Here is a 13,965-nt window from a genome sequence, read left to right on the forward strand (position 1 = left end):
CGGCCGCGCAGCCCTTCGCTCAGGCGAAGTTGGCCTGCGCGAACTCCCAGTTCACCAGCGAAGTCAGGAACGTCTCGACCCACTTCGGCCGCATGTTGCGGAAGTCGATGTAGTACGCATGCTCCCACACATCGATGGTCAGCAGCGCCTTGTCGGCGGTGGTCAGCGGCGTGCCGGCCGCGCCGGTGTTGACGATGTCGACCGAACCGTCGGCCTTCTTCACCAGCCAGGTCCAGCCGGAACCGAAGTTACCAACCGCGCTCTTGGTGAAAGCTTCCTTGAAGGCATCAAACGAGCCCCATTTGGCCGTGATGGCATCAGCCAAGGCGCCGGTCGGTGCGCCGCCGCCATTGGGCTTCATGCAGTTCCAAAAAAAAGTGTGGTTCCAGATCTGCGCAGCGTTGTTATAGACCGGGCCGCTGGAGGCCTTGACGATGGCCTCCAGATCCATGGACTCGAACTCGGTGCCCTTTTGCAGATTGTTCAAATTCACCACATAGGCGTTGTGATGCTTGCCATGGTGGAACTCCAGCGTTTCGGCGCTGTAGTGAGGAGCCAGGGCGTCCTTGGCATAGGGCAATGCGGGCAGGGTATGTTCCATATCAATTCCTCAGTGAAAAAAACAGGCGGGGTGATGAACAGCTTCGGGCGCGATTCTAGGTCTTTGCGCTGGCCCTGTAGCGGCCAGACTTTATGGGCGCAGCGAGAAGCGGTATTTGCGCCTCGCCCGTCGGCCATGACAGCATCAACATTGCCGCCGCCCAGCGCCCACACCAGGGCAGAACTCCACAGCCCGGGCAATCATGGCCCGTACGGCTAAACGTCCGTCACAGCGCCGACATACGCATATAAACGCTTGTTTTTCAAGATCTTTTTCCTGCCCAAGAATGAGGCAACCTATCCTTGCACCATGGTTTTCGGGCGTCTCAGGTGACTTGAACCTGCTTGCCCACAAAGTTATCCACAGCAAAAGTGGATTGTTACAGGTCGCCTCGTCGGTCAAATCAAACATGAAAAATGATCCCGCGGTGCGCTGCAAAAGCGCGGTGCTGCAGCCCAGAAGCGGGGCCGGTTCGGGCCATAATCGCCCGCACGCTGGCAGACTGGCGCCGGTTCGGCGCGGCCTCTGCTTCTTCCATATTTTTTTGACAGGGGTCGCCGTTGTTTTCGATCATTCAAGCCGCCGGTTGGCCTATTTGGCCCTTGCTGATTTGCTCGGTCATCGCACTCGCCTTGATCATTGAACGCTTTGCAAGCCTGCGCACCAGTCGCGTGGCTCCCACCCGCTTGCTCGATGAAGTGTTGGGGATTTCCAGCCAAAGCCTGCCCACGCCCGACGTCGTCAACCGGCTGGCCGAGCATTCGCTGCTGGGTCAGGTGCTGGCAGCGGGCTTGCGTGCCGTCAGCAACGAGCCGCGTATGCCGGCCGCCAAGTTGCAGCAAGTGTTCGAGTTGGCCGGCCGGCGCGCCATTCATCAGCTGGAGCGCTACTTGAATACGCTTGGCACCATTGCAACCGCCGCGCCGCTGCTGGGCTTGCTCGGCACGGTGGTCGGCATGATCGAGATCTTCGGCAGCCAGGGCGGCGGCCCTGGCGGCAACCCGGCGCAGATGGCGCATGGCATTTCGGTGGCGCTGTACAACACGGCCTTTGGGCTGATGGTGGCGATTCCGGCGCTGATGTTCTATCGCTACTTCCGCGGCCGGGTCGAGGAATATGTGCTGGAGCTGGAGCAGTCCAGCGACCGCATGCTGAGCCATCTGCAGCGCTTTACCGGCTGAAGTGAAGCGATCACGATGAAATTCAGACAGCGCCGCAGCGAGGACCCGGAGATCAATCTGATCCCCTTCATCGACGTTTTGTTGGTGATTCTGATCTTCTTGATGCTCTCGACCACCTATTCAAAATTCACCGAGTTGCAGATCACCCTGCCGGCGGCCGATGCCGACAAGCTCAAGGACAGGCCGCGCGAGATCATCGTCGCGGTGGCGGCCGACGGGCGCTATGTGGTCAATTCGCAGCCGGTCGAGGGCCGCGCGGTCGAGCTGCTGAGTGCTGCGATGACGCAAGCCGCCGAGGGCCGCGCCGACAGCGTGGTGATCGTGTCGGCCGATGCCGCCGCCGCCCATCAGGCGGTCATCAATGTGATGGACGCGGCGCGCCGTGCCGGCCTGTCGCATCTGACCTTTGCCGCCCAAGCCAACGCGCAGTGAACGAGCAGTGAATGCCTGGACACAGCGCCTGCAAGCGCAGTGGTACCGCGTCGACGGCGACGGCGGCGGCGGCGCCCTCGCCAACTCCCTGCTTCCACTGGCCTGGGTCTACGGCCTGCTGTTGCGCCTGCGCGCCCGGTTGTACCGCCGGGGCTGGCTGCGCACCGAGACCCTGGCCGTGCCGGTCATCGTGGTCGGCAATTGGATCGTCGGCGGCGCCGGCAAGACGCCAACTATTCTGGCCCTGCTGAGTCAGCTAGAGGCCACGGGGCTGCGGGCCGGCGTGATTTCGCGCGGTTATGGGCGGGCCGACGACCGGCCGCGCCTGGTCAGCCGCAATTGTTCGGCGGCGCAGGTCGGCGATGAGCCGCTGTTGATTCACCTGCGCAGTGGCGCGCCGGTGGCGGTTGGACGGGACCGCGTCGCGGCGGCCAGGCTCTTGCTGCAAGCCCATCCAGAGCTGCAGCTGCTACTCAGTGATGACGGCCTGCAACATCTGCGCTTGCCGCGCGACTTGGCGGTGCTGCTGTTTGATGAGCGCGGCCTGGGCAATGGCCGCTTGCTACCGGCCGGGCCCCTGCGGCAAGCGCCCAGCGGGAAATTGCAATCGCATGAACTGGTGTTGTACAACGCAGCCCAGCCCAGCACCCCGTTGCCGGGCTTCATGGCCCGGCGCAGCTTGGCCGGCGCGGTCAGCCTGGATGGCTGGTGGCGCGGCGAGCCGGCGCGCATGGACACCCTCTTGGCTTTGCAAGGCCACCGCCTGCTGGCCACCGCCGGCATGGCCCACCCGACGCGTTTCTTTGACATGCTCGCCGCTTCCGGCTTGGTGTTTGAGGCCCTGCCCTTGGCCGATCATTTCGATTTCGCCAGCCTGCCTTGGCTGAGTCCGGCCCATGCCGGCATTGACGATGTGCTGCTGACCGAGAAAGACGCCGTCAAGCTGCAACCCCAGCGCTGCAAAGACAAGCGTATTTGGGTGGTGACGCTAGACTTCAGCCCCGAACAAGCCTTTCAGCAGGCCATCCAGCAGCGCCTGGCGCCTTTGCTGCGACCTGCCAACCAACTACCGCAAAAATATGGATAACCGATTGCTCGAAATGCTGGTCTGCCCACTGTGCAAGGGGCCGCTGGAGCTCAAGCGCCTTGACGCCGCCCAGGAACTCATTTGCTACGCCGACCGGCTGGCCTTCCCGGTGCGCGACGGCATTCCGCTGATGCTGGAGAACGAAGCTCGGGCCATCAATCCGGAGACTGAAACTCGCAGCACCAGGCCTGCACAGCCATGAATTTCAGCGTCATCGTGCCAGCGCGGCTGGCCTCCAGCCGCCTGCCCAACAAGCCACTGGCCGACATCGAGGGCCTGCCCATGATCGTGCGGGTGGCGCAGCGGGCGGCGCTGTCGCGAGCGCGTCAGGTGGTTGTCGCCACCGACTCGCCAGCCGTCATCGACGCCTGCGGCGCCCATGGCGTGCGGGCCGTGCTGACCCGCGCCGACCATGTGTCGGGCAGCGACCGTCTGGCCGAAGCCTGCGAGCTGCTGGGCCTGGACGGCCAAGACATGGTGCTCAATGTGCAGGGGGACGAGCCGCTGATTGAGCCGGCCATGATCAATGCCTGCGCCGAGCTGCTGAGCGCCCGGCCGCAATGCGTGATGAGCACGGTGGCCCATGTCATTGATGACGCGGCCGACTTCGCTAACCCGAATGTGGTCAAAGTGGTGTTGGACGGCGCGGGCCTGGCGCTGTATTTTTCGCGCGCGCCCATTCCTTGCTGGCGCGACGGCTCGGCATCGCCCCCCGCACTGCCATTGCCGCTGCTCGGCTCGGCGCTGCGCCATGTCGGTCTGTATGCCTACCATGCCGGCTTCTTGCGCCGCTTTCCAACGCTGGAACCGAGCCCGTTGGAGCAAATTGAGTCCTTGGAACAGCTGCGGGTCTTGTGGCATGGCGAACGCATTGCCGTTTATGTCAGCAGGGAAAGACCCGGCCCCGGCGTTGACACACAGCAAGATCTGGAGCGTGTGCGGGAGCTTGTCCGAACCGCCTTGGCAGCCCGCGTTATATAGAGGAACAAGCTGCCCGTGCGTCAGCTTTGCGTAGGCTGGCCCATGCTATCCTCACCGCCTATTGACACGCCCCTGACACGCGCTGCTCAGGGCTCGGCGTTCGAGGGGCCGCCGCTCAGGCCGGCAACTGTTTTGAGACATAACAAGGAGACCCATGCGACTGATTCTTCTGGGCGCCCCCGGCGCCGGCAAAGGCACCCAAGCCACTTTCATTTGCCAAAAATTCGGTATTCCGCAGATTTCTACCGGTGACATGCTGCGCGCCGCCGTCAAGGCCGGCACCGAAATGGGTATCGCGGCCAAGCAGGTGATGGACGCCGGCGGCTTGGTTGGGGATGACATCATCATCGGGCTGGTGAAAGAACGCATCGCGCAGCCCGATTGCGCCAACGGCTTTTTGTTCGACGGCTTCCCGCGCACGATTCCGCAGGCCGACGCGATGAAATCGGCCGGCGTCAAGCTCGACTTGGTGCTCGAGATCGACGTCCCCGACAGCGCCATCGTCGAGCGCATGAGCGGCCGCCGGGTCCACCTAGCCTCGGGGCGCACCTATCACGTCAAGTTCAACCCACCCCAGGTCGACGGCCTGGACGACACCACCGGCGAAGCGCTGGTGCAGCGCGACGACGACAAGGAAGAGACCGTGCGCAAACGCCTGGAGGTCTATCAGGCGCAGACCCGGCCCTTGGTCGACTACTACTCGAAGTGGGCATCCGAAGGCGATGCTAACGCACCAAAATATCGGTGCATCGCCGGCATCGGCACCGTCGATGAAATCACCCAGCGCGCCCTGGCTGCCTTGGCCTGATTTAGCTCTACCTCTCCCGAAGCCGCTTGATCGCGGCTTTATTTTTAACCGACAATTGACGTTAACGTCAACGTCAACTTAAGGACAAAAAATGGACATCGCAGGCAAGGTATTCATCGTCACCGGCGGCGCATCGGGCTTGGGCGAAGGCACGGCACGGATGCTGACCAGCCATGGTGCCAAGGTCGTGATTGCCGATCTGCAGGTCGAGCGTGGCGAAACGCTGGCGGCGGAGTTGGGCGGCGCCTTTGTGCGCGCAGACGTCAGCCAGGAGGCCGACGGCCAGGCCGTGGTGGCCAAGGCGCTGGAATTGGGCGCACTGTTCGGTCTGGTCAATTGCGCCGGCATCGCGCCGGCCGCCAAGACCGTCGGCAAGGACGGTGCCCACTCGCTGGCCGCCTTCAGCAAGGTCGTGACGGTCAATTTGATCGGCTCCTTCAATATGATCCGGCTCGCGGCCGAGGCGATGAGCAAGAACGCGCCCGCGCCGACCGGCGAGCGTGGCGTGCTGATCTCGACCGCCTCGGTGGCCGCCTACGACGGCCAAATCGGCCAGGCCGCCTACGCTGCGTCCAAGGGCGGCATTGTCGGCATGACGCTGCCGATCGCCCGCGATCTGGCCCGCAATGGCATCCGCAACATGACGATTGCGCCGGGCATTTTCGGCACGCCGATGCTGTTCGGCATGCCGCAAGAAGTGCAAGATGCCCTGGCCGCTGGCGTGCCCTTTCCGTCGCGCCTGGGCACACCGGCCGACTACGCCAAGCTGGTGCACCAGATCATCACCAATGAGATGCTCAACGGCGAAGTGATCCGGCTCGACGGTGCAATTCGCTTGGCTCCAAAATAGGCTGGCGATGCGCAAATTGAAAAGGGCCTGATCGAGATTCGATCAGGCCCTTTTTACGTTCGGGAGGCTAAGCAGCCATTAACGCTTGGCGCTGCGTGTCTGCACGATCCACAAGCGCGCCAGATCGGCCGAGCCGTCCGCGCCCTTGACGGTGCGCCAAGTGGCGATCGCCTTATTGGCATCACCGGCCATCATCTGAGCCATGCCGAGATAGAGCTTGGCGTCTTCTGGACGCTTCAGAGCGGCCTTCTCGATGCCGGCTTCGATCATCTTGACACCTTTGGCGGCCTCGCCGCGGAAGGCGTAGGCCAGACCCAGTGAGATCATCGCATTGCCGTCCTTGGCCTCATTGGCCGAACGCTGGGCTTCCACCTGACCCGCTTTGGCTTCAGCAATGCGCTTGTTCATCAAGTCCAGCAAACGCTTGTGACGAGCACCCTCGGCGCCTTGACCCAAGACGCCTGCGGCCAAGCCCTTGTCCACCACCGACTTGCCTTCTTCGGGGTAACCGGCTTGAGCCGCCAACTGCGCGAATTCCATATAGTCATTGGCATCGCGCATATTGCCGGTGGCCAACTTCAATCGGTACACATCCAGCGCAAAGCGGTCGGAGAAGCCCTTTTTCTGCGGCAAGGTGCCCAAGACCTGCACCCACAACTCCTTGCTCGGGTAGTAGGTCAGCAACTTGCCAATTGCCAGTTGTTCGGCATTGCCGTCTTTTTGGCGCATCGCGGCACCCAGCAGCAAATTGAGTTTGTCTTTGGACGGGGTACGGCCGGCCTTTTCATCGGCGTTGATTTCGGCTTCGGTGTCCTTGATGATCGCCGCCATATCGCCGGAATTGAACTGCGCCGTGGTCAAGACCTGCTTCATGGTGGCGCTGTTGCCACCTTCCTTGAAGTAGCGCTGCGCCCAAGTCACGGCGCGAGCGTTGTCCTTGTTGCGCAGATAGGTGCCGGCAATCGACTCCATCATGCGCAACTGCTCGGGCTGCGCCAAACGGCCGCTGGCCTTCAAGGCCTCGAAGCCCTTGACCAAGGCCTCGGTATCGCCGGCACCCGAGGCCGCCGCGACGCGCATCGCTTCGATGTTGTAGTTCTCGGTTGCATTGCGGCCGCTGACGGCTTCCGCTTCGGCTACTTTGCCGAGCGCCTCCCGGTACTTGCCGGACTTGATCAAGGCGCTGGCATCCTTCAGGCTCTTGCCCACTGCTGGCCGCACGCCTTCGGCCTGAGCTTGTGCGGAGGCCAAAACGCCCAAACGACTATCCGGGGCCGAGCCCATCACAAACGCCATGGCGCCAATCGCCACCAGGGACAGGGTCTTGAATTTCATCGTGAGCTACTTTCTGCGAAAAATTTTTGATCGTGACGTTTTGGCGCAATTCCGATGAGCAGCAATGAAAAAAACGCGCAGCCCTTGCAGGCAGCGCGTTTTTCACTTCACTCGATGCTCTCAGCGCCGAACCGCGTCACTTGACGTATTGTTCGTTGCCGACCATGCCCATCTTCTTGACACCCAGTCGCTGCGCTGCCGCCATCACGGCCGCCACGCTGCCGTACTCGGCCAGCTTATTGGGCTTGATGTGCACTTCGGATTGATCGGGTTCAGCCGCGACTTCCGCCAATTTCGCCTCAACCGCAGCTTGGTCGGCCAGTGCCACGCCGTCCCAACTGACAGTGCCGTCAAAGTCAATGAAGATCTCATGCACGACCGGGTCCTTCAGCGGCTGCTGAGTGCTCGGCGGTGGCATGTCCAGATTCACCGAGTGCAGCTGGATCGGGATGGTGATGATCAACATCACGATCAACACCAACATCACGTCGATCAGGGGCGTCGTGTTGACGTCCATCATCACTTCGGGTTCGTCGCTACCGGACGAACTGCCTACATTCATACTCATGTCTTATCCCTTCAATCAGCCGCCACGCTCAGGTGGCTGCGTGACAAAGCTGACTTTCATGATGCCGGCACGCTGAGCAGAGTAAACCACCCGGCCGACGGACTCGTAACGCGCACCGCTGTCGCCGCGCACATGCAGTTCGGGCTGAGGGTTCAGCACCGAAACTTTGCCCAAGCGCTTGACCAACTCGTCGGTGTCGTTCACCAAGGTGGTGTTCCAGTAGATGTCGCCATCCTTGGTCACCGAGATATCAATGTTCTCAGGCTTGGTCACGCGGGCGATATTGGTCTCGCTGGGGAGCTTGACCTTGACCGCGCTGATGACCGCTGGGATGGTGATGAGGAAGATGATCAAGAGCACCAACATCACGTCCACAAGGGGAGTGGTGTTGATGGTCGAAACCACTTCGTCTTCGCCGGAAGAGGATCCGACATTCATGCTCATGGCGTCTTCTCCGCGTTGAGTTTTGTTTGAACGCGAGAATTAACGCTTGGAGACTTGACGGTTGCCCATCAACACGCCGTGCACGTCAGCGGCGAAAGCACGGACCTGGCCCATGACTTCCTTGTTGCGGTTAACCATCCAGTTGTAACCCAGCACCGCAGGCACAGCCACGGCCAGACCGAAGGCGGTCATCAGCAGCGCTTCACCGACGGGGCCGGCAACCTTGTCGATCGATGCTTGGCCGGCAACGCCAATGGCGGTCAGCGCTTGCAAAATACCCCACACCGTGCCGAACAAACCGATGAACGGCGAGGTCGAACCGACGGTCGCCAGGAAGCCCAGACCACCTTGGACGCGGCTATTGACTTCGCTCACCGAGCGCTCAACGTTCATCGTGACCCAGGTGCTGTGATCGATGTTCTCGGTCAGCGCGCCTTCGTGATGCTCGGAAGCCTCGATCGCAGACGCGGCGATGAAGCGGAATGCGCTACCTTCGCTCAAGCCCTTGATGCCTTCGGCCAACGAAGCCTTCTTGAAGAAGTTGGCGCGCACGCTCTTGGCCTCGGCCGACAGTTTGTACGAATCCCACAGCTTGGTGATCAGGATGTACCAGCTGCCCATGGACATGATGACCAACAAGGCCAACACACCCTTGGAGACGAAGTCACCGTGCTCCAACATAGCCTTCAGGCCGTAGGGATTGTCCACAGGCTTGGCGGCAGCAGTGGCAACCGGAGCGGCCGCATCGGTGGCGGCAACAGCGCCTTCAACCACGGCCGAGGCTGCATCGGCAGGCTTGGCATCTTGAGCGTGGACTGGGGAAACAGCCATTGCCGTAGCAAAGGCGATAGCGGCGAACAGGCCGGAAATACGAGAGATCATGGAGTCAGCTCCTGCGGATGGAATCAAAACAAAAAAGAGAAAAACGAGGCTAGACGATCATCCAGCCCCATGTCTAGGGACTTGAAGAATTCTTATTCGATCTTGAATTGGAATTCTTGCTCGAACACGTGATCACCTGGGCACTCGTACGTATCACGCAGGCTTTCCTCGATCGCTGCTACCAGCGCCCGTTGAGCCTTGCGGTCCACACCGCTGCGCAGACTTGTCACTTCGATGCCGGCAACCCGTCCCGCCTTGACTGTCGCGACGACCCTGAACAAGGCCTCGCCGCTCCAGTTCACCGACGGCACTTCTGGCTTGCCCATCTTGGTGCAAACCATACCCGCCTTGACCGGACCGGTACGTGCCGGTGCTGGTGCTGGCGGTGCGGCTGCCACCGGCGGTGGAGCTGCTCGCACAGCAGCCTGAGGCGGCGCTACCTGGGTGGACGCAATCGCCGGCGCTGGCGGAGCCGGCGCGGTGACCTGGAACTCAGGCGGCGGAATAAATGGTGGCGGCGGTGCTTTCAGATCAGGCGGCGGCAATTCGATCGTCTTGATCTCCTCTGGCGGCTTGACCTTCTCTTCAATCACCTTGGTCTCGATCGGACCCGTGACGGCTTCGACCGCCTTACGAGCCAACCCACTGGCGATCGCCCACACGAGCAACACGTGGATCAAGACCACGATGCCAAAACCCATGAAACGTGACGAGCCGTTCTTCTCCTGCGCAAAGTTCATGCGCGCTCCTTCATAAGACTGCGAAATTCTTCCATCAAGACGCGAGAGCCCAATCTGCCCTGCGCAGTGCCCGTCTCGAACCAGAGGCCCTCTTGCGAAGGCCACTTCAAACAAAAATGCCCGTCAGCTTTGGGCCGCGGGCCTCGCCAAAGACTCCAACCTTGCTTGCAGCTTGCAGCAAAAGCTCAAATCTTCAACGCCCCGGATCATAAACGAGTTCCAAAGACGCTCGGGCATGGGGATTTCCCTCGGGACTGCCCTACACCCAGCCCAGTTACCAAGCTGCATCAAGTTCATCCCTGGCTGGTATTTTAGTGGTATCAGTACGTTCAGTTTAGCGAAGATCATTAGGGTTTTCACCAGGTCATCACCCTGAGTTACAAAGGCAAAGGATCAGCTCAGCGCCTGAAGGTTTCGCCGTCAAATACTCCAACTGTTTAGGCCGCCTTCTTGCTCATTCAGTGCGTCGAACATCGCGCTAACCAGCAGGCGCTCGTCCTGGCTAAGTTCCGGGCGCCAGATCTCGAAAAGCAAGATCACCCGGGGCTGATCACTCAGATTCCAAGCCTCGTGCTCTATGGTGTCGTCGAACAGCCAAGCCTTGCCCTCCTTGACCTCCCGCGTTTCATTACCAACACGCAGGCCACAGTCTGGCGGCACGATCAAAGGCAGGTGGCAAATCAGTCTTGTGTTTACCAAACCGTGGTGCGGGGGAATCTTCGTGCCCGGCCGCAAGAGCGAAAACATGATGGATGGCGAGCGCCCACTCAGACGCGTTAAGGGCGCATTCGCCAGCGCAGCCATTGTCTTAGGGCATCGGGAAGCATTTCCTTCCACGACCGCGCCGTTTTTCCACAAATGAAATGCTCCCCAGTCGGGGTTGTTCAACAGGCCACCTTGCCGCCCTTTCGGCCCGACGGCTCGGTCCTGCACATAAGGCTCAAATGCGGCATGGTCCTGCAACACCTCCATCAATTCGGCGCGAATGTCAGCCGTGGCCGCCTCCACCTGATCGAGCCACGGGAAATCGCCACGCTCAAAAAACTGTGTCTGCGGCAGGCCCGGAAAATAGTAGACGCTGGGCTGCTGATGGTAGATTTGTTTCTCACCACAGAGCAACTCGAGAGATTGCGAAAAGCGCGGCGATGACGCGCCCAGGTCGACACTCACACGGCCGAGTCGCTCTTTCAACTGCGCTGCAAACTGCGCTTCGTAGGACTGGCATTTCGCTTGCGCGCGCAGCAGTTCGTGCCGGACTGGCTCCGAAAGCGAACGCGCCTCGGGCGCATATTTAATCGCAGCCAAATAGAAGGTCAACGCCACTCGTGCCTGACCCGCTGCATCGAGCAAATCGGCTTTCAACAACAACGCCTGCATGTTGTGAGGCTCAAGCTGCAACGCGCCGTCGACCGCCACCAAGGCCGCCTGGCTATCGCCCAGCTTCCGACATGCAAAGGCCAGACTCAGAAGCACCGAGATGTCGGCCCAGTTTTCTGCGAGAAGGCGCTCAAAAGCCTGCCGAGCGTTGCGCATTTGACCGCTTTGAAGTGAGACAAAGCCTTGTTGCGCAAGCGCTCGCGCGTCATGTGAAGTCATGGGCATAGAGATAGATCCGAACTAGATCAGGCATATGAAATCCAGCCAGCATCATCTCCGAATTCATCGCGCTATTCGGGCAAATTCAAGTTTTGCTGATCTTTGCCTGAGTGAAAATATAAATATGGCAACCTCAAATACTCCTATGCAGCAACTGACCCTTCTTGAAGAGGAAGCGACCCGCGCTTTGCAGTCCGGCCGTCCCGATCTGGCCCTCAAGGCCTGGGAGAAAGCGCTCTGCATCGATTCCAACAATGTTCGCGTCCTGATGGCCATGGGTCAGCATGCGTTTCGCACGGGAGAATTCCTGGTTGCGGCAAAGACCATGGAACGCGTGGTTGCTGTCGACGGCAAAGACTGTCAACAATGGGTCAACCTCGCCATGGCCCGCCAAAAAATGCATGACGAATTGGGCGAAGAGGAAGCTATTCGCGGCGCCTTACGGGCGGATCCAAGTGATCTCCTGGCCTTGATGTTGAAAGCCAACTTGCTTCAACGCCAAGGCAAGACACACCTCGCTGCAAAAGCCCATGGCGCCGTGATCGCCAACGCACCAGCAATGGACCGACTACTCCCCAGTCTGCGCCCCGCGCTGCAGCAGGCCTTGGCCTTCCGGGAAAAGTACGACAAGGAGTTCGGAGCCTTCATGGACCAATACCTGGACCCTGTATTTCGCAGCTTTGCCGGCGAGGATCTGGGCCGCTTCCGAGATTCACTCGACATCACCATCGGACGCAAGCGCAGGTATGACTCGCAGCCCGCCGTCTACTACTACCCCAATCTGGCGCCGATAGAGTTCTTTGACAGGGCAGACTTCCCGTGGCTTGATGCAGTAGAAGCGGCCACAGACGATATTCGGACGGAGTTTCTATCCATATTGGATGCCGAGCAAGGCTTTACGCCCTACCTCACCTACCCGGATGATGTGCCGCATTTCCAGTTTGCCGAGCTGAACAACTCGCCGCGCTGGAGTGCCTTTCATATCTATGAAAACGGCGAGCTGGTGCAGGCCAACGCGCCAAAATGCCCCAAGACCATTGCGCTGCTGGCTGGCTGCCCGCAGCCCGCCCAAGCCGGCCGCACGCCCACGGCGATGTTCTCCCTGCTGAAGCCCAAAACACATATTCCGCCGCACACCGGGGTCACCAATGCGCGCTTGGTCACCCATTTGCCGCTGATCATCCCCGCGGATTGCGGTTTTCGAGTGGGCAACCATACTCAGCAATGGGAAACCGGCAAGGCTTGGGTTTTTGATGACACGATTGAGCACGAGGCCTGGAACAACAGCGACAAACTGCGCGTGGTGTTGATCTTTGACATCTGGCACCCTCATCTCACGCCACCCGAGCGCGCCATGATCACAGCCATGGCTCAAGCGATCACCGCCTTCTCTGCGGACGATCAAGGCTACGGTCTCTAGATCTTTCTTTTCTCCCGCTGCCGGTAAATACGGCTGCGCAAAAAAAACGGCGGGCCGCAAGGCCCGCCGTTTCAACATTGACTAACGTCTAGTCTGGATCAGAACTTGTAGCTAGCGCCCAAGAAGATCTTGCGGCCCAAAGCGTCATACACCGATGGATAGGTGTTGCCGTTGCCTTGACCGGTAGACAACTGGGATGTGATCGGTGGATCCTTGTCCAGCAGGTTGTTGATGCCGCCGCTCAGGGTCAGACCCTTGGTGACTTGCCAGCTGGCCGACACGTCCAGGTAATTCTGTGCCGCCAAGTTGCGGTCCACATCGTTGGTCGTACCCTTCAAGAGTGGATTGTCGCTGGTGTTTTGCAACTCCACCTTGTCGATATAGCGCCAAGTCACAGCCATGTCGAAAGCCCAAGGCGTGGACCATGTGCCGCGCAGCTTGTGACGCCATTCAGGTGTCGGGGCGCCGCACTTGTTGGCACCATACAGGCCCACGCAATCGTAGGAACCTTGACCGGGGAGCTCTTCGACCTCAAAGGTCTTGACCCAGGTACCGACCATGCTCAGGCCCAGATTGCCCATATCGCCCAACTTCATCGCGTAATTCACGCCGAAGTCGAAACCGGACGTCTTGGTGCTACCAATGTTCTGGTTCGTACCGACGATCTGAGCTTCTGGCAACAACCACAGCGTACCCAGCTTGTCACGCGTAATCAGGTTACAGAAGGTTGCGTCGCCAGTGGCCAAGCACTTGGACAAAGTCGTGGTCGGATCAATACTGCTGATCGTGTCATCGATCTTGATGTCGAAGTAGTCAACCGTCAGGCTCAGGTCCCGGGTTGGCGTCAAGACCATGCCCAGCGTAATACTCTTGGCGGTTTCGGGCTGGAGGTTCGGGTTGCCACCGGCCAAAAAGTTGTACTGGCCTGCAGGGCTGTCCTGAATAGTGCCGAACTGAGCCGCTGTTACGCCCGTACGGGCGCATTCAGCCGCAGTGGCCGTCGGACGATTGCCAGCGACTGGGTCAGTTGGCGATCCGGC

The 13,965-nt window shown here is 60.3% G+C and carries 17 protein-coding genes; 9 read left to right on the plus strand and 8 right to left on the minus strand.

Translation table 11 applies throughout. From position 1 onward, the window contains the following. Positions 1 to 19: 19 nt before the first annotated feature. Positions 20 to 601, minus strand: a complete 582-nt coding sequence (locus RMO57_RS10375; protein WP_310386343.1) for a superoxide dismutase — start codon at positions 599 to 601, stop codon at positions 20 to 22. A gap of 334 nt (positions 602 to 935) precedes the next feature. Here RMO57_RS10375 and RMO57_RS10380 point away from each other — a divergent pair, with 334 nt between their 5' ends. From RMO57_RS10380 to RMO57_RS10415, 8 genes are all read left to right on the plus strand, one after another. Continuing rightward, positions 936 to 1,244 carry a hypothetical protein gene (locus tag RMO57_RS10380; protein WP_310386371.1) on the plus strand — a complete coding sequence of 103 codons (309 nt, stop codon included), beginning with the start codon at positions 936 to 938 and terminating at the stop codon, positions 1,242 to 1,244. Continuing rightward, positions 1,162 to 1,782, plus strand: coding sequence for a MotA/TolQ/ExbB proton channel family protein (locus RMO57_RS10385; protein ID WP_310386345.1), 621 nt, complete (start codon positions 1,162 to 1,164; stop codon positions 1,780 to 1,782). Before RMO57_RS10380 ends, RMO57_RS10385 begins: the two co-directional genes overlap by 83 nt. A gap of 15 nt (positions 1,783 to 1,797) precedes the next feature. Next, a complete protein-coding gene (locus RMO57_RS10390) occupies positions 1,798 to 2,214 on the plus strand; it encodes a biopolymer transporter ExbD (protein ID WP_310386346.1) in 417 nt (138 codons plus the stop codon). A 7-nt stretch (positions 2,215 to 2,221) separates the two neighbouring features. Beyond that, positions 2,222 to 3,301 (plus strand): tetraacyldisaccharide 4'-kinase, encoded by a 1,080-nt coding sequence (gene lpxK, locus RMO57_RS10395; RefSeq protein ID WP_310386348.1) that lies wholly within the window; start codon positions 2,222 to 2,224, stop codon positions 3,299 to 3,301. Next, positions 3,294 to 3,503 carry a Trm112 family protein gene (locus tag RMO57_RS10400; RefSeq protein WP_310386350.1) on the plus strand — a complete coding sequence of 70 codons (210 nt, stop codon included), beginning with the start codon at positions 3,294 to 3,296 and terminating at the stop codon, positions 3,501 to 3,503. Before lpxK ends, RMO57_RS10400 begins: the two co-directional genes overlap by 8 nt. After that, positions 3,500 to 4,282 (plus strand): 3-deoxy-manno-octulosonate cytidylyltransferase, encoded by a 783-nt coding sequence (gene kdsB, locus RMO57_RS10405; protein WP_310386352.1) that lies wholly within the window; start codon positions 3,500 to 3,502, stop codon positions 4,280 to 4,282. Before RMO57_RS10400 ends, kdsB begins: the two co-directional genes overlap by 4 nt. A gap of 154 nt (positions 4,283 to 4,436) precedes the next feature. After that, positions 4,437 to 5,090: an adenylate kinase gene (adk, locus tag RMO57_RS10410; protein ID WP_310386354.1), complete on the plus strand. Its 654-nt coding sequence runs from the start codon at positions 4,437 to 4,439 to the stop codon at positions 5,088 to 5,090. A gap of 91 nt (positions 5,091 to 5,181) precedes the next feature. Next, positions 5,182 to 5,940, plus strand: a complete 759-nt coding sequence (locus RMO57_RS10415) for a 3-hydroxyacyl-CoA dehydrogenase (protein ID WP_310386356.1) — start codon at positions 5,182 to 5,184, stop codon at positions 5,938 to 5,940. Between the two features lie 78 nt (positions 5,941 to 6,018). Here the strand turns inward: RMO57_RS10415 and RMO57_RS10420 are convergent, their stop codons facing one another. The 6 genes from RMO57_RS10420 to RMO57_RS10445 form a co-directional block, all read right to left on the minus strand. Next, on the minus strand, positions 6,019 to 7,275 hold the full coding sequence (locus RMO57_RS10420) for a hypothetical protein (RefSeq protein ID WP_310386358.1): 1,257 nt from the start codon (positions 7,273 to 7,275) through the stop codon (positions 6,019 to 6,021). A 136-nt stretch (positions 7,276 to 7,411) separates the two neighbouring features. Beyond that, positions 7,412 to 7,843: a biopolymer transporter ExbD gene (locus tag RMO57_RS10425; protein ID WP_310386359.1), complete on the minus strand. Its 432-nt coding sequence runs from the start codon at positions 7,841 to 7,843 to the stop codon at positions 7,412 to 7,414. A 15-nt stretch (positions 7,844 to 7,858) separates the two neighbouring features. Beyond that, positions 7,859 to 8,287 (minus strand): biopolymer transporter ExbD, encoded by a 429-nt coding sequence (locus tag RMO57_RS10430; protein ID WP_310386361.1) that lies wholly within the window; start codon positions 8,285 to 8,287, stop codon positions 7,859 to 7,861. Positions 8,288 to 8,326: 39 nt separating this feature from the next. After that, positions 8,327 to 9,169, minus strand: coding sequence for a MotA/TolQ/ExbB proton channel family protein (locus RMO57_RS10435; protein WP_310386362.1), 843 nt, complete (start codon positions 9,167 to 9,169; stop codon positions 8,327 to 8,329). A 92-nt stretch (positions 9,170 to 9,261) separates the two neighbouring features. Next, complete coding sequence (locus RMO57_RS10440; RefSeq protein WP_310386363.1) at positions 9,262 to 9,909, minus strand: energy transducer TonB; 648 nt, start codon at positions 9,907 to 9,909, stop codon at positions 9,262 to 9,264. A gap of 420 nt (positions 9,910 to 10,329) precedes the next feature. Next, positions 10,330 to 11,505 carry an aspartyl/asparaginyl beta-hydroxylase domain-containing protein gene (locus RMO57_RS10445; RefSeq protein ID WP_310386365.1) on the minus strand — a complete coding sequence of 392 codons (1,176 nt, stop codon included), beginning with the start codon at positions 11,503 to 11,505 and terminating at the stop codon, positions 10,330 to 10,332. A gap of 145 nt (positions 11,506 to 11,650) precedes the next feature. Between RMO57_RS10445 and RMO57_RS10450 the strand changes: the two genes are divergently transcribed. Continuing rightward, positions 11,651 to 12,925: an aspartyl/asparaginyl beta-hydroxylase domain-containing protein gene (locus RMO57_RS10450; protein ID WP_310386367.1), complete on the plus strand. Its 1,275-nt coding sequence runs from the start codon at positions 11,651 to 11,653 to the stop codon at positions 12,923 to 12,925. Positions 12,926 to 13,023: 98 nt separating this feature from the next. Here the strand turns inward: RMO57_RS10450 and RMO57_RS10455 are convergent. Continuing rightward, the coding region (locus RMO57_RS10455) for a TonB-dependent receptor domain-containing protein (protein WP_310386369.1) at positions 13,024 to 13,965 on the minus strand (942 nt) is incomplete at its 5' end.

Origin of the sequence: Roseateles sp. (assembly GCF_031397715.1) — a bacterium.
Taxonomy (GTDB): domain Bacteria; phylum Pseudomonadota; class Gammaproteobacteria; order Burkholderiales; family Burkholderiaceae_C; genus Paucibacter_A.